A 23,478-nucleotide genomic window follows, 5' to 3' on the forward strand; every position below is an offset into this window, starting at 1 on the left:
TTAGCTTATGATTACTCTCAAAAATATTAGTCATCATATCGATAACCAACTGATACTTGATAACGTCAATCTAACACTGCCTAGTGAGCAAGTCATTGCTCTTATTGGTCCAAATGGTGCTGGAAAATCCACCCTATTTAGCGTTATGTCACGCTTGCAGACATTACAAAGTGGCTCTGTACAATTTGCAGACCATGATATCAGCATCACTGATAGCAACACTCTTGCCAAAACTGTGGCCATACTTGCACAAAGCAATCACCTACAAGGTCGGCTACGTGTCGCTGAGTTACTTATGTTTGGTAGATATCCTTATCATCAAGGTCGCCCTACTGAAATAGACAATGAAAAAGTCGCCCAAGTCATCGAACAGTTTGAGCTTCAACCTTTGGCGCAGCGCTATTTATCGACACTCTCAGGTGGTCAACAGCAGCGAGTTCTCATCGCCATGATTGTCTGCCAAGATACGCCTTATTTACTTCTGGACGAGCCACTAAACAACCTAGATATGTATCACTCAGGTCAATTGATGCGGGCATTGCGAGCACTGGCTCATGAACAAAAAAAGACAGTAGTGATTGTCTTACACGATATCAATCAGGCAGCTCAATTTGCGGATACTGTGGTTATGATGAAAGCTGGCCAAGTGATGAAAACAGGTCATCCAATTGAAGTGCTAACTGAAGAAGCCATCGAAGCGCTATATGGTGTAAAGGCCACAGTCATTGAACATAATGGCTTTCCTGTTATTATTGATAGTCGTCATTAGCTCACAAGCACTGCATTAAACCTACAAGGCCTACGAATAAATGAGGTTTACACAAATAGGTTTACGCACTACACTAGTTTACGCACTACACTAGTTTACGCACTACACTATATAGATGCCGAAAATACTATATAGATGCCGAAAATAGATTTAACACCACCACTCCAGCGACAATCAGGGCAATACCTGCAACCGCAGGCATATCAATCGCTTGCTTAAAAACAAAAAACCCAACCATTACAGTTAGAACAATACCTATCCCACCCCAAAGCGCATAAGCGATGCCCAAAGGTATCTCTCTTAGTGACTTGGTCATAAGATAAAATGAACAACAATATAGCACTATGGTCGCAAGCGTTGGCATAAGTCTGGTAAATTCTTCTGACTTTACCAAAAACGTCGTGCCGATGACTTCAAATATAATAGCGCCTGCAAGATAGCTATAAGCAATAAGGGTTGGGGACATCATATAATAGATCTCACACAAATATTGACAAATATTATAGGCTATATATTTTAAACTAAAAACCCTGTTAACTGCTCATATACTTTTGATGTGCAAACGCTACAAGTAGTAGGTTTAGTGAGTTTGACAAAGATAGGCTACTTTTTTAGAAAAGGTATTAGATAGATAATGCCATGATAGACGACTTAGCAAACGTTTTAACCATTGATAAAACAAAATAAAACCATACAATTAATTTAATATACAGAACATAAGGAATCTTGTTTAATAATACTATCAGTTAGGAGACTTGGGCTAGGTTACATTAAGCATTGGTTTTTGACATATCTTTCAACTTAACCATTAAATAGATAGATATGATTACTAATTCAAAACACTTAATGACTGAAAACACCGCATAATCATACAATAAACTGATACAGTAATACTTGCCGTAATCAAGTTGATATATTGCCAGATTATGATTGTCTAAACACCTCTCCCTGCTCTAGTAACTTGATACGTCACAAGATAAATCGCAGCAATAAAAAAAAGCATACGTGTTTTAGGACACATCCTCATTTAGATATAGTGATTTAAGTTGAGGACACACCTTAGCATAGGCTTATTTCTTATTAAATATAATCAATCTTACTCACCATAACCACTAAAAAAGGAGTCCGCAATGAGCGATAAAAAATGCCCATACGCCCCTACAAAACTTACCATGAACAATGGTGCCCCTGTTGCTGATAACCAAAACAGCTTAACCGCAGGTCCTCGTGGTCCATTATTGGCTCAAGACGTTTGGCTAAACGAAAAGCTGGGTAACTTCGTCCGTGAAGTTATTCCAGAGCGTCGTATGCACGCCAAAGGCTCAGGCGCTTACGGTACATTTACCGTCACCAATGACATCACCAAATATACCTGTGCCAAAATTTTCAGTGAAGTCGGTAAAAAAACTGAAATGTTTGCCCGCTTTAGTACCGTTGCTGGTGAACGTGGTGCCGCTGATGCAGAGCGTGACATCCGTGGTTTTGCCCTAAAATTCTATACCGAAGAAGGTAACTGGGACTTAGTCGGTAATAACACGCCAGTCTTCTTCTTCCGTGATCCACGTCAATTCCCAGATTTAAACAAAGCAGTAAAACGTGACCCTCGCACTAATATGCGCTCAGCGACTAATAACTGGGACTTTTGGACACTACTACCAGAAGCACTACATCAAGTAACTATTGTCATGAGTGATCGTGGTATTCCAAAATCATACCGCCATATGCATGGTTTTGGTTCACACACTTATAGCTTCTGGAACAAAGATGGCGAGCGTTTCTGGGTAAAATTCCACTTCCGTACTCAACAAGGTATTGAAAACCTAAGTAACGAAGAAGCAGCGAAAGTTGTGGGAATGGACCGAGAAAGTCATCAAAAAGACTTATTTGAATCTATTGAAAATGGCGACCTCCCTAAATGGAAAATGTACGTACAAATTATGCCTGAAGAAGAGGCAGAAAAAGTACCTTACCATCCATTCGACTTAACCAAAGTATGGCCAAAAGGTGATTATCCTCTTATAGAAGTTGGTGAGTTTGAATTAAATAAAAACCCAGAAAACTACTTCTTGCACGTTGAACAAGCTGCTTTTGCACCAAGTAACTTAGTGCCTGGTATTGGCGTATCTCCAGACAAGATGCTGCAAGCCCGCCTATTTAACTATGCTGATGCTCAGCGCTATCGTGTGGGTGTAAACTTACATCAAATCCCAGTAAACCAACCACGCTGCCCATTTGCAAGTAATCACCGTGATGGATTAGGTCGTGTTGATGATAACTATGCTGGTCGCCCACACTATGAGCCAAACAGCTTTAGTCAGTGGCAAGAGCAACCAGAATACATGGAGCCACCTTTAAAGATCAATGGTGATGCCCACTACTGGAACTATCGTGAAGACGATGACGACTACTTCAGTCAGCCACGTGCGCTATTTAACTTAATGACGGATGAGAAAAAACAGTTATTATTTGAAAACACTGCTGCAGACATTGCCTCTGCTCCAGACTTTATCAAATATCGTCATATCCGTAACTGCTACTGGTGTGATCCAGCTTACGGTGAAGGCGTTGCAACAGCGATGGGATTAACCGTTGAAGATGCAATGGCTGCTCGTGAAACTGATCCAGCACGTGGTTTACCAGGTTTGCTGTAAGTATCACTGCTAAGGTAGGTATTCACTGTTAAGGTAAGTGTTGGCTATGCTTAACTGTGTGCCGTACTTAATTTAAAGCCATACTTAGCTTAGCTAATTATTACCCTGACTATACCTGTACCTGACCATGCATAGCCTCTGGACACTTGTTAGTCGGCTACTTTTAGCTCCCAAGCTATTTTAGTTATGGTATAAGAGGCTACCCCTTGGTCAAAAGTGGATGCCATTTATATTTAATAGTCAGAAGTGATAACCTATTAATAAGCACCCTTAACCTCAGTTAAGGGTGCTTATATGCTCTGAATATCATCAACTCTATACAAGTCCCTAGTTAAGTTTGTATCTTTAATGGCAAAATAATAACCGCTACTTTAGGTTGACCTTGTGCATCCATCATAGGTTGCATCTTTCCTGTTTTTGCAATGCGCTCCATGGCAATATCTATCGCAACATTGCCCGAAGATGCCACCGTATCTGCTTCAATCACCTCACCTTGTGCATTGACAGTGATCTGTAATGTCAGTGTATAGCCAATAATTGGCGCACCTTGGTCTTTTAGGCGCTCTGGTATTGCAAAATGTGGCTCATCTATCCAGTTGATATTTTCCATTTCTACTAGCTGTTCTACTACGCCAGATCCTTCGCCAGCAGTGATACCTGGCAAACCGACGTCACTGCCATTTTTACCTTCTGTGTTGCCGCCTTTATTGTTATCACCTTGTTGGCTTTTAATTTCTTTATCTTTATCATCTTTTTTATTATCTTTTGTGCTGTATTCTTCTTCGTTTTTTTCGGTTTCGGTTTCGGTTTCGGTTTCGGTTTCGGTTTCGGTTTCGGTTTCGGTTTCGGTTTCGGTTTCGGTTTCGGTTTCGGTTTCGGTTTCGGTTTCGGTTTCGGTTTCGGTTTCGGTTTCGGTTTCGGTTTCGGTTTCGGTTTCGGTTTCGGTGACGATTAAATCTTTATTTTCAGGAGTGTCAACCAACTTTTGTGCCAAATCAAACGAGGCTATATCTCGCTCCTCTGCTTTGTTACCAGTACCCGCATCTGTTTGTTGATTACTTGCATCGATTAATGCATCGCCATCAACAAATTTCACTTGTATATGGCCAGCACCTATACCCGCCTCTACACCTTCGCCCATACCTGAGCTAGCAAATAGCTGTGGTGGCAACTGCCCATTCATATTAGCCAACAACCAAGCCACAATCAGGTGCAACAGCAACACACCTGCTAAGGTAATGAGGTGTATATTGTGCAATCTGTGTTTTGGTTTTGCATCATCCATTTTCAATCACTTTGTTTATTAAACTTGTGTTATTTATAATTTATCAAGTACTCTAAGACTGTATAGTCGTAGTCAAATATTTGAGGTGCAAGGCAACCGAGCGCAAGTACTACTTAAGTTGGCTAAGCGAAGTTAACGCCGTACCTCTTTTATATGACTATCTCTTTGTTTTAAGTGTTACAAATAAGCTTAAAAACTAAGCAGTAAAATAAAATTGCTAAAAATAGTATAAAATAATGCTCCCATTCGTACCTATCTTCTATTAATTAGTCGCCATTATGTCATTATTTAAGTCAAAATATCTTCATTATGCTGATAACTGTCCCACTGTATACCCAAATACGGTCAGTATCAAAAATACAGCGCTCAAACACTGTCAGCTAAAACAAGCCATGACTTGTATGGCGTCTATATCTGCCTTGACACTTATCACTGGTACCCTAAACTGCGCTCATGCCTCAGAAACTACAGACAGCTATATCAATACGCCTATTAGTTCGGCCACACATACACCAGCCAACTCGGTGGCAGCAGCTACCTCAAGCGTTAGCGACATTGGCAAAAACTTAGAGCCGGGTACCTATCAAACCTATCCGCTGCAAAATATCACTGACCCTGCATCCGGCATTAGTATCGATGACAGCTACTATATAGAAGTATCAGATCGGCTAAGCCTTAGGCAAGCGCAAAATGTCCTGCTACAAGTCTCACCAAAACTTGCCAGCAATAATGCGGGTATTGCTGCCAGCGAATGGCAGTCTGAAGCGACCAAAGGGTTAAACCGACCGTCTATATTTTTGCGCGCCGGCATCACCCATTATGACATTGGCGCCGATGTTGACTTATCTGATGTCAAATCCAATATTAATAGCGGTTTATCTAACTTTAATCCGTTACCAGGTCTGCCTTTTAACCCAATTGAAGGCATTAATAACAGCATCCCAAACAGCTATGACTTTGAGCGTAAAGAAACCAGCAGCAATGCTGGCGTTGCCATACTTTGGCCTATCTACACCGGCGGACGTACCCAAGCCATTACTGAGCTTGCTGATGCCCGCACCGAAGAAAGCCAAGCTGATGCGCTGATGGATAATGACCAGTTGCAGACCACGCTAATCAATCGTTACTTCACCGCGCAACTGGCCGCACTGGCCGCCTATCTGCGTGAAGATGCACTTAACACCATACGCGAAACAGATCATATGGCGCAGCGTCTGTTAGAAGAAGGTTTTATCTCTGGGGTTGAGCGTCTTGAAGCCAGAACTGCCTTATCAGAGGCAGAAAGTGAGGCCATCAAGGCACGCCATAATGCAGATCTGGCCATGACTGCGTTGCAGCGCTTATTGCGCTCACCGACACCGGTCAAGCCCACAACCCCTTTGTTTGTGTCATCCAAACCCCTGCCGTCGTTGCAGTATTTTCAAAACTTGGCGCTACAAAACCATCCAGGCTTAAAAAAGGTGGATGCCAAATACGCACAAGCCACCTCGTTAAGTCATCTGTCCGATGCCGGTAGCAGACCGACCATTTCCTTATTTGGCTATCATGAAATAGACAAAGATCCCAGCTGGGTAGCAGGGGTGTCTGCCAGCTGGAAGATGTGGGGTGGCATCGATAATGGTGCGCTACAAGCTTCTGGCAAAGCGCAAATGCGCCAAGCCTTGTTGGCAAAAGTTGATGTCAGCGATAATATCTTGCTGTTGGTAGAAAAAAACTGGCAATCTGTGGAAAATGCCCGCGTCCGCTATCAGTCGCTCAATACCAATATCCAATTGGCACAAGAGCTGTTGCGTTATAAAAAGTTAGGGATGCAAGAAGGGGTGAATACCGCATTGGATGTGGCCACAGCGCAAACCAAATACTTACAAGCTCAAACCGAACAAGCAGCAGCAGCCAATGATTATGTGCAAGCGCTAGCGGCTTTGATGCAAAGTATCGGCTCACCAGAAGCCTTTAACGAATATATGGCGGTTGCTGATATTAAGTTACCAACGGTTTATTAACCACGCCTATTAGTGCCTTGTTAGTTGAACATAATTAGTTAGTTGAACATAATTAGTTATTTAAATATGCCAGTAATTAAGTTAAATTGATATTGATTTTATTGTCTTAATATTTATTTTAGTCTTTTTTATCTTTAGGATAAATTGCATGAACGCCCTAAAAAAGCCCAGTCCCATCACGCTTAGAAACATTGTTATTACCCTAGTGGTCATCATCGTCATGGCCGTTATCGTTTATGGTCTGAAAAAAAGCGTGAACAGCACCGAGGCGCCTATTGTGCTACAAGGCCAAATGGAGATGCAATCCACCGCCATTGCCGCCAAAGTGCCTGGGCGTATTGCCAAAATCATGGTGACAGAAGGCGATAGCGTCGGTGTCGGTCAGCAATTAATCGAAATGGATTCCCCTGAGATTACCGCCAAGATGAATCAAGCACTGGCTGGGCGTGAGATGGCACAAAGCCAATTAGACAAAGCTCAAAATGGCGCACGCCCGCAAGAAATCGGGCAAGCCAAAGCAGCTTGGCAAGCCAACCAAGCTGCTGCTGATTTGGCCAAAAGCACTTATGAGCGTGTCAACCGCTTATATGAAGAGGGCTTGATGGCGCGCCAAAAACGTGACGAGGCCTATACTCAATATACTGCCAATCAAGACAAAGCCAATGCCGCTCGCCTACAATATGAAATGGCGTTAGAAGGCGCACGCGAAGAAGACAAAGCCGCCGCTCGTGCACAAGTGGCACAAGTTGATGCCAAGATTGCCGAAGCGCAAGTGGCACAAGATGAAGCCAATTTAAAAAGCCCAATCGCTGGTATCGTCGATGATGTGATTGTCAATCCCGGTGAGGTGGTCGGTCAAGGCGTGCCCATCATGACCTTGGTCGATGTCAATGATCAATGGGTAGTGCTCAATGTTACCGAAGATAACTTAAGCCACTTTCGCATTGGCTCGGAATTTAGCGCCAGTATTCCTGCGCTATCAACTGCTGATCATCCTTACCAAATGCAGTTTAAGGTATTTAACACGGCTGCCATGCCCGACTTTGCGGTATGGCGCGCTACCAATACCGAAGATAACTTTGATGTGCGTACCTTTGAAGTCAAAGCCCGTCCGTTGCAACCAGATCCTAAGGTGCGCTCAGGCATGAGTGTGCTGGTTAGCCTAGACACACAAACGGATGCTCAAGCCAATACTCAGACCAGCAATACGCCGGCTACTGACAAGCCTCAATAGAACAGTCATGCAAATACCAGCAACTAATCTCACTATTGGATTGATGTGATGATGCCCCAGCCGCAAGCAGATAAGCACCACAAAACATCGATTGTATTTGGTGATAAAAACAATCGCAAGTCGTCCTTGCTCGCTGTATTTTTGCGCAGTGCCCGTTATGAAGGCAGATTTTTATTGCATCATTCTTGGGACTATATGATGCTGCTGTGGTTGCCCTTATTAACCATCTTAAGCATTTGGTGGATATTCTCTAAGCCTTATATTGTCGATATTCCCATCGGAGTGATTGATGAGAGCAAAAGCAGCTACTCACGTACCCTCACCCGCTTTTTGGATACCAGCCCAGACCTCAAAGTACAGGCCATTTTCCAAGACAGTCATGAGGCAAAGGCAGCCATGCTCGACCAGAAAATCTATGCGGTGGTGGTCATTCCTTATGATTTTTCTGAACAACTCAATCAAGGCGCGCCTGCCCCTGTGGTGCTGAAGGTCAATGCTCAATACGGAACCCACTCAGGCATTGTGCAAAAAGGGGTACAAACCGTGGTCGGCACCTTCTCTGCTGGCGCGGAAATGAAGCGCTTGGTCAAACAAGGCACTCATAGCGAGCAAGCCAAGGTCAGCTATTCACCCATTGGGATTGAGCGCATTAGCCTATTTAATATTGGTACTAATTATCAGCAGTTTTTGGCAGCCACTGTGATTCCTGCCTTATTGCATATCTTGGCCATGGTCATCGGTGCCACCACCATTGGCCGTGAAATTCGAGATAAAACTTTCTCGATTTGGTATCACACCATGATTTATCCAGACATGCCTTATCCAGATTTTAAAACCTTAAAGCACATTCCACCAGAACAAAAACTTCGCTTTTTGCATGCCAATCTAGATGACAGCTGGCAAATAAACACCGATAATCAAATAAACACCGATAATCAAAGCACCGAGCCACGTATGCCAGAAAAGGTCTCTATCTTGGCTTTGGTGGTCGGACTTAATGGCAAGCTGATTTGGGCATTATTATTTTATATGCTGTGGGGTGGCTTGATGATCACCTTAGCAGTCAAGGTGCATCCTGCCCCAATTGGCGCCATGCTCGTGGTATTTGTCGCTTTTGTGGCGTTAATGATGATTTCATTATGGCTGGGCGCAATCTTTAGTTTGACCAGTTTTTCACTGCGCATGGGGCTATCTTCAACTGGCTTTGTATCGGCACCCTCGTTTGCTTTTGCTGGCGTCACCTTCCCGTTACTTGCAATGAGCGAAGGCGCACAGCGCTGGGCTAATGCGTTACCTTTAACCCATTATTTAAAGGTGCATTTGACTCAGTTGCAGATGTTAGCACCCATCTCTGTCGCCTTACCAACTTTGGTCGGCTTGATTGTCGCTGTCTGTGTCACCTTGGTCATCACCGCCTTATTGTGTTTGCGCGCTTTTAAAAATCCACAACGTTGGGGGGCTCGTTAATGTCAGATAAACCAAAGGCTGAGTTAACGCAAAACAAACTGACCCATGCCAGCTTTTTGCAAGGCTTTTTGGGCACCCTAGTCGCTGTCTTTAAAGACAAAGGGGTGTTATTAATGCTGGTGATTGCACCGATTATTTATGGATTTTTTTATCCTTGGCCATATCGCAGTGAGGTGGTAAAAGAGATTCCCGTTGGCATAGTGGACTATGACCGCAGTACGCTGTCAAAGACCATTAGCCGTTACAGTGATGCCAGCCCAAACTTAAGCGTACAACCCTTTGCCAGTGAGCAACAAGCGCTTGAGGCCATGTATCAAGACCAGATTGCTGGCTACTTAATTATCCCAAAAAACTTAGAAAGTGATGTCTATGCCGGCAAGCCGACCCATGTATCTGTATTGGGCAACAACAGCTACTTTTTGTTAAATAAACAAGTGCAAATGGGCTTTACCACTGCCATAGGCACGGTTTCTGCTGGGGTTGAGATCAAACGCGATGTCGCCCAAGGCACTTATATCAAAACCGCAATGGCCGGCACCCAAGCTGTGCCCCTGCGCATCGATCCTCTGTTTAATAAAACCGAAGGTTACGGTGCTTATGTGGTGCCTGCTGTGGCCATTTTAATTTTGCAACAAACCTTGCTGATGGGCACCGCCTTATTAATTGGTACTTGGCATGAAAACAAAAAACAACATGCCAGCTTGCTCGGCTGGTTGGGTCGTATCTTAGCGTTAGGCACAGTCACCTTTAGCGTGGCCTGTTTTTATTATGGCTGGGTATTTTCGTTTCAAAACTATCCGCGTGGCCACAATATACTGGGTACCTTGGTATTTATGGCCATCTATGCACCGACTGTCGCTACCCTAGGCTGTTTTTTGGGCATGTGGTTTAAAGAACGTGAGCGCAGTATGCAGATAATGATTTTTAGCTCACTACCCATGTTCTTTTTAAGTGGCTATCCTTGGCCAGTCAGTCAATTGCCCACACCTTTACAATATGTGCGCTGGATATTCCCTTCGACCTCTGGCATGAATGCGTCAGTACAGTTGAATCAGATGGGTGCGTCATTGGCAAATGTCAGTGGCTATCTTTATCATTTATTAGCCTTATGGGCACTAGCATTTACGTTACTTATTTGGATTCAACATCGACAAGTCAGACCCAAAACTAACAGTCACTGACGCATATATTTCCATACCCTCAACCTGCGGTCTGATAGATATCGACTCATAGCAGATTTTTTAGCCTGTCTTTTTAAGAGTGTTTAATGTAGTTTGATGCTATTTAATATTGTTTTTTGTTATCCTTTTTGTTTTTATTTGCATTTTAGTCATAAATACTTCATAAACCAACTGTAATATTTAGTTTATAATTTTATTTATATTCAACGCCTTGCGTAACAAATCATTCTAGGGTCTATTAAATTGTCAGCTTCGTAGGAAAAAATTTAGCTCGTTTTTACAAGAAAATAATTTTTTCTTTAAACCTAAATTGCTGTTAAGCACAGTGATTAATATTCAACAGACCCTATTTACCTTTAATTTAGGTCATATTCAATTCAGGGGCTAACATGAAATCTATGAGATTATCAACAGCAGGACGTATTACCGCATTGATTGCGATCACCTCACTTGTAGGTACAGCAACGGCAAATATTCGTCCCTTAGGGGATGTTAAAGTACAACAACAGGCTAATGGCGTACAAGTTGTCGATATCACTGCTCCAAACTCACAAGGGCTATCACACAACAAGTACAATCAATATACCGTCTTTGAACCAGGTGCTGTACTCAATAATGCCACCCAAAGTGGTCATTCGGTACTTGCTGGCAACTTACATGCTAACCCTAACTTCCAAAACACAGATCAAGCAGCCACCGTCATTTTAAATGAAGTCATTAGCCGCAACCCCTCTTTAATCCTTGGTCAGCAAGAAGTATTTGGTATGGCGGCTGATTATATTTTAGCCAATCCCAATGGCATTGCTTGTGAAGGCTGTGGCTTTATTAACACACCTCAAGTCAGTCTAGTTGTCGGCACCCCTGAAGTTACTAACGGCAACCTCACTGGCTATAACACCAATAACGATCGTGGACTTCGTGTTAATCGCGGTGTTCATTTTGATAAAACAGATGTCGTCAATTTTATTGCTCCTCAAGTTTATGTCGATACAGATATTGAAAATGCTCAAAACATTAATATTGTGATGGGTCGTAACCAAGTTGCAATTAATGCTGATGGTAGTTTGGCAGCAGAGTCTATTGGCAGACGCAATGCAAAAGTGTTAGACGGCAATCTGTTGGGTAGTATGCAAGCAGGACGTATCAAAATACATAGTACCGATGATCGTGCAATAGTGGACGTAGAAGGCGTTGAGTTTGAAGCCAATGACTTCCAAGCTCAAGTCGGCAACTTAAATGCCCACGGTGACATACAATATTTTGAAAAACAATATTCCAAAAAAGACTCTCCATTAATTACCTCTACGACATTGCAAATCGGTGAGCATTATCTTCCTACTCGCATTAAAGCGGATAATGTAGATATTAAAACAACAAATGGCTTGACGCTCACTGGTACTCAAATTATTAGCCCCAAAGTAAATCTTGAAGGGGGGAATATCGCCATCAATGGTGAAAAAACCATCAACACCATTTATCGCGCCACCAATACCAAAAAAGGCGGTCTAAAAGAAGAAACCTTATTCCATACTGACAAGGTCACTGCTCTGTATGGTTCTAATATCCGCAGTAATCATATAAATATTGATGCAAAAACAGGCAGTTTAACTGGTAATTCTTCGCAGTTTGTTGCACCAGTAATACGCCTAAATGCAGCAGGTGAAATTGCTTTAAGTGGTGGCAATGCTAATGAGTATCATGATGTAACTTTTGAAAATAGACTGGGCACAATTGCACTAAAACGTGTTATTGATTCTGAATCAGCCAGTAAAGATTATTATATTCCAGCCGCTATTCTTGCCAATAAAGCTGCGATGGTTAGTGGTGATAATCAAGAGTATGCTGGCGCTCAGATAGTTGCAAAAGATATGGCGTTCAAAACCCCTGGCAAAGTGTCATTTACTGCTGAAACCAGTAAAGCCACGCACAATATAGATCATAAAGTCACTTATTGGGGCGGACTATTTGGCTCACAAACCGATAACAATGACACCACCATCATTACCCAAAATGGTGCCGATGTTCAAGCCAGCAATTTATTATATATCGATGCAGCGGAAGGCTTAAACCTGACAGGTAGTCGCGTTCTGGCAGTTAAAGACTCTTATTTGAACTCGCCTCATGGCAACTTTAATATCAAAGGCGCAACTGAGACTACAACTAACGTTGACTTACATCGTACCGGCACCCTCTTTGATATTCCTATTGATGTCACCACGACCACCACCACAGATAAAACTAATAAAGCGTCTATCTTAGAGTCTTACACCAATTTAAAATTAGTCACAGATCAAAATATTAATATTGTCGGTAGTAAAGTAAAAGCAGCAGGATTACTAGATCTAGAGGCAGGTAAAGCGCTCAATATAGTCGGTGTAAGCGATATTCACGATGTTACTACTATCCATGATTCTATTGGCTTTGTCGCAGAGAGTACTTTACCGACTGTGGCAAGTTATGATGCCTCTGCCAGTTGGCGCTTGGGCTTAGGTATTACCCATAATGAGGATATTGACAATACTCAGACCGTAGCAGGTTCACTGGTATCAGGCAGTACAACCAACCTTAAAGGGGGCGATGTTAATATTGCAGGAAGTCGCGTAACCTCTGAAAAAGATCTTAACATTAGTGGGGATAACATCACAACTTCAGCACAAGATAACAGCCATACTATTTCAAGCGATCATACTGATGTTTTTTTAGGTGCTAAAGGTTCAGTAGATAAGTCAGGTGTCACTGTTGGATTGGGCATTGATGTCAATAATCAGAAAAAATCTGATCAAACAACAACCCCTGTTGCTTCCGAACTAAGCGGACAGAACGTCAATATCACCGCAGATAATGACATACACCATTCAGGCACTCAGATAAGCGCTAAAGATACTATCAATGAGCAAGCAAATAATATTATCCATGACCAAGCTCACAGCACTCATAGCACTACTGATAAAAATATCGATGTAAATATTGGTATCTCAGCCTCAGTTGGTTATAAAGGCGGCATCAGCGCTGGACTAAATATTGGCGCTAGTGGCTCTGGTAATAATAAAGTAGAAACTCAAGGTTCAGGCACTACTATTACAGCAGGTACTATCAATGAAAATGCTAAGAATACACTCCATGATGAAGGCACACATTATGAAGCAACAGGTGATGTAAACCTTTCAGCGAAGGACGTGACACTTGCCTCAGGCTACGATAGCACACAAGATACTAACAACTCTGGTGGTGCAAGTATTAACATTGGTCTTGGTGGTCTTGAAGGCACAAGCCCCACAGCATCCGTTGGTGTATCGGCCAATTTCCAACATGATAAAGCAGGCACCACATCTGCTAAACCAGCTACTATTACTGCTGCAAACGTCAATATTCACGGTGATGACACAGTCGTTTCTCAAAGCGACATCACCACACCTGGCAACCTTAATATTGATGCAGGCAAAGAGGTAAGCCTTGTACAATCTGAAAATACCAGCAATGCTTCAGGCGGCGGCTTTGATATCAGCGTCAATGTAGGCGGTCTTGCTCTTGACAAACCAACTCCAAAACCATCAGTTGGTATATCAGTCGGTGCAAACGGGCATAATGGCGCATCAGTTGAAGGTGTCAATAATACAGTTACAGCAGGCAATGTTAACCTCTCAACGACTGAGCCTAATGGCACCGTCAACGTTCAAGGCACTAACCTTACTACTGACAAACTCAATATTGACACCGATACAGCCAATATTGCAGGCACAACAAGTACAGCACATAACGCCTCAGGAGCTGTTAACGCAAATGTTAAAGTCGGTGCAGGTGGCAACAGCCTAGATCTTGGCGGTAAGATTAGTGCTGGCACCAGCCAAAGCCAGAATACTGGCACTAGCAATGTTAAAGCTGGCAAACTTAACATAAACGCCGATGATAGCGTGAATCTAAGCCATGTCAACGTTAGCGCTGACAATGCCACTATCAAGACTAGTGGTGACTTAAACATTACTGCAGGCAATAACACGGATAAACACACCTCTGTTGAGCTTGGTGGAAAGGTTGAAACCAAGAAAGAAAACGATACATTCATTCCGAAAGCTGGCAATATCAGCGTTGGCGTAAATACTGGAAACAGTCTTTCACATACACCTGCTAACGTAAACATCGGACAAAACGCAACTCTTAACGTGGGCGGTAATGTCAATATCACAGGCAGTAGCCTAGTGTCTGATACGACACAAGGCAATATCGCAGGCAATGTAACTAATGAAACATTACAAGGCCATAATAATCAAACTGAGGTAAATATCGCCATTGGAACGGAAGGCTCTCCTGTTAAATACACACCAGAAAATGCTGGATCTCAACTTATTTCAGACATTAGTAATGGCACTATTGCTGGTGTAAAGCCTATTTTAGATATTGATGTTCATCATAGTGATTCTACGACCGTACAGACCACACCAGTGGGTGTCAGCACTGATGATGATCAACTGATTGTAGGAGGCACTGTCAACACCATAGGTACTGATGCTATCGATAGTGCGCATTCATTTGACTTTAGTTTTAACCCAAGCCAAAACTACAACCCCATGCAATATTTAGAAAGCTTTATTAGCCGCTAAACCTACAATTCTCTAAAGCGACACTCAACGCGATAAGTTGCCTTATCGCGTTTTTATTCCAAAGTTATACCAAATCTGAACATTATAATTTCGAGGAAAACGAGTGCAAACGCTACAACGAGTTTAAACGTTATAACGAGTTTAAACGTTACAAATAGTAGGTTTAGCGAGTTTGACAAAGATAGGTTATTTTTCAGAAAAAGGTATTAGATGCTTATAAAATATAGCCCAACAGATCTAAAGTAGAGTCAAATAACTCTAAAGTATAATCAAACAACTTTAAAATGGTTACAAGCCAACCAGTACAAGTAATACTGGATATGACTTAACACGGTTAACCTCTTAACTCTTTAGCAATTCGCCAACTTTAATTGATCTAGCAGACCTTAACCAAACAGCAATTAACCTAATAGCAACTGACCTAACTGAAGATCTCGCTTATAATATCGATCCATATTATCTAGGGCGTGTCTTCAATTCGTGCCATGATATTTAAATGAACTAAAAATAGCTAAATCTTGTCATACAGCGTCAAAATTTTCAAAATAAAGACACGCCCTATCAATCACACCTTTGAACCAACTCACTAGGACTGATCTATAAGATGGAAACTCTAAATATTGTATATTTAGTAGGCGCAATACTGATTTTCTCAAGTATCATGGCCAGCACCTTATCAGCACGATTAGGACTTCCCCTACTTCTACTGTTTTTATTAGTCGGGATGCTTGCTGGTGAAGAAGGTATCTTGGGTATTGAGTTTTCACAATACGGCATTGCCAACTTTATTGGTCAAGCCGCCCTAGCCTGTATCTTACTGGATGGTGGGCTACGGACGTCATTCAAATCCTTTCGAGTCGGACTCAAACCCGCTGTGGTACTGGCGACTTGGGGAGTATTTGCCACTGTTGTCATTTTAGGTCTTTTTGTTACTTGGCTACTAGATGTCGATTGGCGTATCGGACTACTCATGGCAGCCATTGTCGGCTCCACGGATGCAGCGGCGGTGTTTTCTTTGCTGCGTAACGGTGGGGTTAAGTTAAATGATCGGGTACAAGCCACCTTAGAGCTTGAATCTGGCGCAAACGATCCATTTGCCATTTTATTAGTCACCGGCTTAATTGCACTTAGTGTAGATCCTGAAGGTCAGACCACATTAGACTTTATTATATTACTTGCACAACAGCTTGGCTTTGGTGTCGTCATGGGATTGCTATCTGGTTACCTATTATCCAAGCTCATTCCAAAAGTACATTTGGCAGTAGGTATGTATGCCATCTTAATCATGTCTGCCGGCCTTGGGGTATTTGCTGCCACCAACTTACTAGGCGGCAGTGGCTTCTTGGCGGTGTATTTGACTGGTATCTTAATTGGAAATCACAAAGTACGAGCTACTGAACACGTACTGAGGGTGATGGATAGCTTTGCCTGGCTATCCCAAGCAGTGCTATTCGTGGTGCTTGGCTTGTTAGTTACCCCTTCTAATGTGCTTAATGTCTGGCATTACTCCATTGCCATCGCCGCCTTTATGATCTTAGTAGCCCGCCCAATTGCCGTATATATAGGTACCAAGCCTTTTGGCTTTAATAATCGCGAGATTGGGTTTATTGCTTGGGTTGGTCTCAGAGGTGCCGTGCCCATTACCTTAGCAATCCTACCAGTCATTGCTGGTCTCGATGATGCATTTTTACTATTTGACATTGCTTTTGGTGTGGTTATTTTGTCGTTGATATTACAGGGCACCACCATTCCCTTTATGGCCAATTTATTTAAAGTTCGGGTACCAAATAACTCAGAGCCTGATGAGGAGATGGAAATTTGGGTTTCCAATCAAGCCTGTATCACCTTATATGAATTTGAAGTTAAGCCAGGTGCATTTGCCAAAGGACGTCACCCTAAGGATATCTCATCGAAAATTAATAACGATGAAATTGCCATCTTTGCTTTGGTACGTAATGAAAAAATAGTCATGGTTGATAGAAATACTCGCCTACAATTTGGGGACAGAGTCTGGTACGGCTTACTTGGTGATCACGCTGCTAGAATTGCGCGTATTTTTAATGACATCAAAGTAGATCGACGCAAAATTGATGACTTTTATGGCGATTGGATGATCTCACCAAACGTTAAACTTGGCGACTTGCCGTTTTTTAATGAAGCAACAACAGCCATTAATCCACCACTAAAAAACATCAAATCATCGCCCAACGCACCTGCTTCTGCCAATATATGGCAACTGACAGCTGCTGAATATATCAAGGCCAATTTACAGGCAACTCCTGTACCTGGTGATAAAGTTTATATCAATGATGAGTGGTCGCTCATTATTACAGATATTGATGATAACGGTAAGCTACGTACAATTGGTTTAAAGCATTATCAGCCAAAAAACAAATAACCCAAGTTTTAGCAAGCAGTCAATAACAGACTTAGGCGCTGTATTTACACGCTTTGTACACGACAAAAATGCTCAAAGCCTCAAAGGTCGTGGTCTAGGAGACAAATAACTTACCAAAATCTCAAACACACGTCGATTACCAGCAAAGAAATACGCACGCAAACCATCAATCAGGATATCCAAACCAATAGCAAACAAACTTTGCTGGGGTCGACCTTGTTTCTTAAGCTTTCGTCTTTTAGGGTATTGCTGTACAGCCTTAATCCCACACCCGTAGGCTCTATTGCTAACACTATATTTTAATACACAAAACCATCGGTAGGGTGTCGTTCCACGCACCAATAAATGCGACCTCAAAGGTAATACAGAGTGTGTATTTTAATTTGAGTTTAGCTATAAATTGTTGGTCGCCACAATGACATAATCATTGTCCGTATCACGCCTTGCAAATAGACGAACTTTAACGCCATATACGCAAACGACTCTGGCTAACATAAACGTTTCATGATGAGATAGATGAGGTAATGATGTTTTTACTTGCACCAATTTACCCTGATGATTAGGTACCAAGGTGTTGTGTGTGATGCGAATGCAAAACTTTATTTGCTCTTTATTTAGCCATTTTAACCAGGCTTTATAAATCCTCTTGCTATTTGTTTAAGGCTACTGCTTTGTACTTGTATGATCGCTAGAATAATTAAGGCTAAACAGGTTGGTCTTGCCTTGTTCATGGTTAGGTTTTGCGATAATATACTTATGAGCTGATTAAGGTTTGGCATAGTGTGGTTCGTGAAAAAAATTACTATTATGCCTTGTCCTTAGTCAGCTTTTTTGCTTTTTTTGTCGTGTGCAGAGAGAGTTAATATAATAGTACTGCTGATTTACAGCAAATAAAAGGCTGTTGCCCAGCTTTATCTACTAATACCAAGGTGCAACAAGCCCTAATATCAACCTATCACATTGGGTATTTAACCTACCTCATCAAACTTTATGAAACAATTGCTCAACGCCAACCAATCTACTCTCCGTACTCAATATACCCGTGTGCTACTCATGGGCATCAGTGCTTTTGTGATGAATACAACTGAGTTTATCCCTGTTGCACTATTAAGTGATATCGCAAATGACTTTGCCATCACCACCGCAGAAACTGGCTGGATGCTCACCCTTTATGCGTGGATAGTCGCTGCTATGTCACTCCCTTTGATGCTATTAACTCGTAACTTTGAACGCAAACGTTTATTGTTAGGTATATTTGCGGTATTTATTGTCAGCCACCTGCTCTCTGTATTTGCATGGAGTTTTAATGTCTTACTTATTAGCCGAATAGGTATTGCCTTTGCTCACGCAATATTTTGGTCTATCACCGCTGCCATCGCCATTCGAGTTGCTCCAGAAGGCAAAAAGGCATTAGCACTAAGCATTATCGCAACAGGTACCTCTCTTGCTATGGTTCTAGGCGTTCCACTTGGACGATTGATAGGTCAATGGTTTGGATGGCGTACGACTTTTGGTGGGATTGGTGCAGTTGCTTTCGTTGTTTTTGTGCTACAAGCAAAGCTATTACCTACCTTGCCAAGTATGTTTAAGGGTACATTTAGCAAAGTACCTGAATTGCTAAAAAATCCTTTATTAATTTGCTTATATCTACTTATTTTTCTTGTCTTTACGGCACACTATACCGCCTACTCTTATATCGAGCCTTTCATGAGAGAGATCGGGAGCGTCAGCGAAAGCTTTGCGACCTTTATTTTACTATTGTTTGGGGGTGCGGGTATCCTTGGTAGCATTATCTTTAGTCGTTGGGGTGACAGACATGATACACAGCTCATGGTGATTTCTACCATTATCATGCTGATATCAATGTTAACACTATTGTCAGTGGTATCATCAGGTTGGTTACTGAGCTTAACTGCTCTACTTTGGGGAACTGCTTTAATGCTACTGATTATTTCAATGCAGTCCAAGGTATTAATGGTCGATGCTGATGCGCAAGATATGCTAATGTCAATGTTTTCAGGGATCATTAATTTGGGTATTGGCTCTGGTGCACTAATTGGTGGGTATGCTGTTACCACTTTATCCTTATCTAGTATTGGCTTGGTTGGATCCAGCATATCTAGTATCGCTATTATTCTGATAGTGTATATGATTCGCCGTTTTCCTTCGATGCGTTAACACCGCTAGCCTATCCCTCATATCAACATAACGACAACTAAAGACAACTAAAGACAAGGTATAACCTATTTACGTTAAGTGTACTACCGATGTTGACCGACCTAGATCCCGCTTCTGCTTTAAGCCCTGACTGCTATCTGCGGTCGGTCACTTTATAGTCATACCTCATTCTCAACATAAACTTATTAAAACTCGATTTAAACGGGTACTTTTAACCCAAAAAAACGTAACTTTAATCAAATATGCTAAGCTAAAACCACTGTCTATATTAAGAGTTGAGAGTGAGGTTAGTTATATCAAATCAATCAAAATCTATTTAAGCTGATGTTGACTCTACAAGTTTGACAAAACGGTCAATATAATCTTGAATAAACTTAACCGTTCTTTCTGCATTAATATTGCCATCTTCATCAAAATAGTTTGGTGAGTTACCTAAAAATACTTCTGGCTGCCCTAACGATGGCATATCAAAGTAAGACAAAGCAAGGCGCAGATTTTTTTGACTACTATAACCACCCATTTTGCCAACTGAGTGGCTAATAATACCATTTGGCTTGTTTGTCCAAGCGACATCATCATTGGGTTTTGAACAAATATCTACTGCATTTTTTAAGCATGCTGGAATAGTTCTATTGTTTTCAGGTGTCACAAACAACACACCATCAGAAGCTTTAATTGTCTCTCGAAACTCAGTATAAGACTCTGGTAAAGGAAACTCTGACATATTTGGATCATCATAATCGAAGTTATATAGTGGTAGATGACCGATTTCTACAATTTGTACCTCGTAATTTTCAGGAAACATAGCAAGGGTGTTTTTTGCTATTTTGCGTGCAAAAGAACCTTGACGCAGACTACCAACTAAGATACTGATTTTTTTCATGATTACTTCCTATTATGATTAAGGTCTGTTGAGCAGACCCTACAACTTTATGGATAGATAGCTTTTTGTATTAACGCTAACTAGGGGCTGTATAGCCACTAAGCATCGTCAAGGTATTATATATGATAATGATTATCAATATCATTAAAAAAATAAAGACTATTCTTATGCTAAATGTTCTCTGATACTAAATAATCAAAACAAGCGAACATAAAAAAAAGCAGGTCATTCCTGCTTTTTTTTAGAGTCCAGTACGTGTCTCAACTCGTGCAGTGATTTACCAATTACCAGTGATAGCTGGCACCAACCAGCCATTGGCGGTTATCAATAGGGCTAAAGTCATCTGGATCATACGCGCTTCGCTGTTCATCAAATAAGTTGTTAATTGCCATATAAACATCAAAATTTGGTGTCGCATTATAGTTTGCCTTTACATCAACCCCCCACCAGCTTGGTGAGTAAGCCTTATTGCCAGTATCGACCAGTTGTTTTGACTCATAACGTATTTGTTGAATAAGTTGTAACTTATCAGTTGCCTGATAACGAGCATTGGCCGTAACTTTATGTTCTGGGCTGTAAGTTAGATCTGAGCCAGTTTTTTTATTTTCAGTCTGTAAATAGGCATAGCCAACATTGAAGTCCAGCTCATTATTTAACCTAAAGTTTAGACCAACATCAGCACCATAAGTTTTTGCTTTTTCAACATTATCATAATAAAAAACAGCAGTTCTTCCTTGCATAACAGGATTATTACGATCTGTTTGAATTAAGTTTTTGACATCGTTATAAAAGCCATTAATACTAATATCAAAACTGTCACTTAAACTGGTTTGATAGCCTATTTGGTAACTGGTTGATTTCTCAGGTTCAAGATTTGGGTTACCCATTACTTGGTAACCATATTGGCTATGATCAAAGAAATAATAGCGCTCTTTTAAATTTGGTACACGATATCCTCGACCAATACTGGCTCTAACTGAATGTTTACGGTTAGATTGATCATAAAAATCTTGTTTAAGAGCTATTTTAGGCGCATAGTGACTGCCAAAATCACTATCATCTTGGTAGCGAACTCCTGCAACAAGCTCTGTGTCATCTCCAAGCATCCAGTCATCCTGAAGATAGACCTCTGTCGCATCTCTATCTACCTTATTAGCCGCCAACTCTGAAACATTATCTTTTATTTGCTCTGACTCTTCCTTTTGATATTTTGCACCTATTTGTATGGCATGCGACTGATTATCGCCACTATATATTACAGGTAAATCCAGCTGTATCTGTGCAAGCTTTATAGTAGAGTTAAACTCTCGCGTACTATCAGGTATTCTAACACTGCTATGTGTCGTTGTATTAGACTCACTGTCGTATTCTTCATGCAGTACTGAGCCTGATAGTTTGTAAGGGTTTGTATGACTATTGGCTGCAAATTTAGTATAACCACCAGCACTGAACCTTTTTCGCTTTATCTCCTCATCACGTTGCTGCGCAAATGTACCGCCACGACTCACATAATTAAAGCGACTGGTATCATCTTCTTCATAATACCCTGCGTCTAGCCAGTATTGACTACTTGGGTTTGCAGTATTTACTTCATTGATATTAGGCGTAAAGCTAATTCTAGCTTGCACCTGCTTTTGTTCTGAAGCATCTTTTAGATTTGGCCACTTAGCTTGATCAACAGTCAAGCCTTTATCGTCCATATACGAGCCCGATAATCTTGCTTTGAGGCGCTTATCAGACGATATCGCTCCCTCCATCCTCCCTTCTACAAAACTATAATTATTATCAAACTTCTTATCAGAGGGATTTTGTGACCAGTTAGTCCCTAGCTCAGCTGTGATAGAGGCTCGTGACTCAGTGATTGGTCTGGTAATAATATTGATTACCCCACCCATCGCTTAACTACCATATTGTGCAGATGCTGCGCCCTGTATGACTTCTATTTGCTCCACATCTGCATTTAGATATTGACTAATATCAAATGTTGACCCAGTGCTAGAGGATACTGGTAGCCCATCTATCAACACCAGCACCTGATCTCCAGTGAACCCTTGCATTCTAACTTCATACCCCGTTTTTCCATGCAAAGGGGTCAAATAGACACTAGGTAATAGTGCCAAAGCATCTTTTAACGTATGTGCATGATGTTGCTGCAATGTCGCCTTATCCACAACTTGGACTGCAATAGGCGCTTCACTTAACCTCTTATATGAGCGAGTTGATGTCACCACAATTGGCTCTAAGGTGATGGAGGGCATGGTATCTGAGCGTTGCGCTATATTATCATTAGCAACAGCATAGCTGCCACACGCTCCTAAGACGATAATCGTACTACGCTGCATTGCATGAACGATAGCTGATTTTAGGGGATGAACAAGAGGGGTAGTTTGAGTCATAGTAAGCCTTTTATGTAAATATTAGTTCAAGTTTTTATGGCCTTTATTTATCTTTACTTTATTTGTCAAATCATCAGATTTAATTGCACTGCTAATTAATAATCTTTTTGCTTTGATTAGAATCTGTTAAACATTTACAACTGATCGCATCAAATATTGAACATCAAAAAGATTGCTGATCTTTTATATTTTATGAACACTGTATATTAAACGTAAATGAGTTTCAATTAGTTTATGATAATTATTATCATTTACACTTTTGTTGTTTTTCATTATACTCATCATAAGTGTAATATTTTCTATCAACACTGATACCGCACTAAGTAATTTAAAAATAAATGACTTTGAACCACGAACAACGCTTTCTTATTTCGCTTTCTTATTTTGAGTATGAACTCAATTAGTATGGACTCAATAAACAACTGGATAGACCAA

The 23,478-nt window shown here is 41.4% G+C and carries 14 protein-coding genes; 9 read left to right on the forward strand and 5 right to left on the reverse strand.

Annotation, left to right across the window (positions count from 1 at the left end; genetic code table 11):
* Positions 1–7: 7 nt before the first annotated feature.
* Entirely contained in the window at positions 8–769 is a 762-nt protein-coding gene (locus H140_RS0108550; protein ID WP_019673243.1) for an iron ABC transporter ATP-binding protein, read from the forward strand.
* Positions 770–896: 127 nt separating this feature from the next.
* On the opposite strand, the gene H140_RS0108555 is transcribed toward H140_RS0108550, so the two are convergent.
* A complete protein-coding gene (locus H140_RS0108555; RefSeq protein ID WP_026348961.1) occupies positions 897–1,235 on the reverse strand; it encodes a DMT family transporter in 339 nt (112 codons plus the stop codon).
* Positions 1,236–1,899: 664 nt separating this feature from the next.
* Here H140_RS0108555 and H140_RS0108560 point away from each other — a divergent pair.
* A complete protein-coding gene (locus H140_RS0108560) occupies positions 1,900–3,420 on the forward strand; it encodes a catalase (protein ID WP_019673245.1) in 1,521 nt (506 codons plus the stop codon).
* 331 nt (positions 3,421–3,751) lie between these two features.
* Here the strand turns inward: H140_RS0108560 and H140_RS16045 are convergent, their stop codons facing one another.
* Positions 3,752–4,705: an energy transducer TonB gene (locus H140_RS16045; RefSeq protein WP_019673246.1), complete on the reverse strand. Its 954-nt coding sequence runs from the start codon at positions 4,703–4,705 to the stop codon at positions 3,752–3,754.
* Positions 4,706–4,983: 278 nt separating this feature from the next.
* Here H140_RS16045 and H140_RS14305 point away from each other — a divergent pair, with 278 nt between their 5' ends.
* From H140_RS14305 to H140_RS0108600, 7 genes are all read left to right on the forward strand, one after another.
* Entirely contained in the window at positions 4,984–6,708 is a 1,725-nt protein-coding gene (locus H140_RS14305) for a TolC family protein (RefSeq protein WP_019673247.1), read from the forward strand.
* Positions 6,709–6,856: 148 nt separating this feature from the next.
* Positions 6,857–7,942 carry an HlyD family secretion protein gene (locus H140_RS0108575; RefSeq protein ID WP_019673248.1) on the forward strand — a complete coding sequence of 362 codons (1,086 nt, stop codon included), beginning with the start codon at positions 6,857–6,859 and terminating at the stop codon, positions 7,940–7,942.
* A gap of 48 nt (positions 7,943–7,990) precedes the next feature.
* Positions 7,991–9,409: an ABC transporter permease gene (locus H140_RS0108580; RefSeq protein ID WP_019673249.1), complete on the forward strand. Its 1,419-nt coding sequence runs from the start codon at positions 7,991–7,993 to the stop codon at positions 9,407–9,409.
* Entirely contained in the window at positions 9,409–10,590 is a 1,182-nt protein-coding gene (locus H140_RS0108585) for an ABC transporter permease (RefSeq protein ID WP_019673250.1), read from the forward strand. The genes H140_RS0108580 and H140_RS0108585 overlap by 1 nt, the downstream gene beginning before the upstream one ends.
* Positions 10,591–10,979: 389 nt before the next feature.
* Positions 10,980–15,188 (forward strand): hemagglutinin repeat-containing protein, encoded by a 4,209-nt coding sequence (locus H140_RS0108590; protein WP_019673251.1) that lies wholly within the window; start codon positions 10,980–10,982, stop codon positions 15,186–15,188.
* 604 nt (positions 15,189–15,792) lie between these two features.
* On the forward strand, positions 15,793–17,586 hold the full coding sequence (locus tag H140_RS0108595; RefSeq protein ID WP_019673252.1) for a potassium/proton antiporter: 1,794 nt from the start codon (positions 15,793–15,795) through the stop codon (positions 17,584–17,586).
* Positions 17,587–18,576: 990 nt separating this feature from the next.
* Positions 18,577–19,764, forward strand: a complete 1,188-nt coding sequence (locus H140_RS0108600) for a sugar transporter (protein WP_019673253.1) — start codon at positions 18,577–18,579, stop codon at positions 19,762–19,764.
* Between the two features lie 316 nt (positions 19,765–20,080).
* On the opposite strand, the gene H140_RS0108605 is transcribed toward H140_RS0108600, so the two are convergent.
* From H140_RS0108605 to H140_RS15185, 3 genes are all read right to left on the reverse strand, one after another.
* Complete coding sequence (locus H140_RS0108605) at positions 20,081–20,647, reverse strand: NADPH-dependent FMN reductase (protein ID WP_019673254.1); 567 nt, start codon at positions 20,645–20,647, stop codon at positions 20,081–20,083.
* 284 nt (positions 20,648–20,931) lie between these two features.
* Complete coding sequence (locus H140_RS14940) at positions 20,932–22,542, reverse strand: TonB-dependent receptor plug domain-containing protein (RefSeq protein ID WP_019673255.1); 1,611 nt, start codon at positions 22,540–22,542, stop codon at positions 20,932–20,934.
* 3 nt (positions 22,543–22,545) lie between these two features.
* The gene (locus tag H140_RS15185) at positions 22,546–23,043 is read right to left on the reverse strand and encodes a TonB-dependent receptor plug domain-containing protein (protein WP_019673256.1); all 498 of its coding nucleotides are present in this window, start codon (positions 23,041–23,043) and stop codon (positions 22,546–22,548) included.
* Positions 23,044–23,478: the final 435 nt, after the last annotated feature.

Source organism: Psychrobacter lutiphocae DSM 21542 (assembly GCF_000382145.1).
Classification (GTDB): Bacteria; Pseudomonadota; Gammaproteobacteria; order Pseudomonadales; family Moraxellaceae; genus Psychrobacter; species Psychrobacter lutiphocae.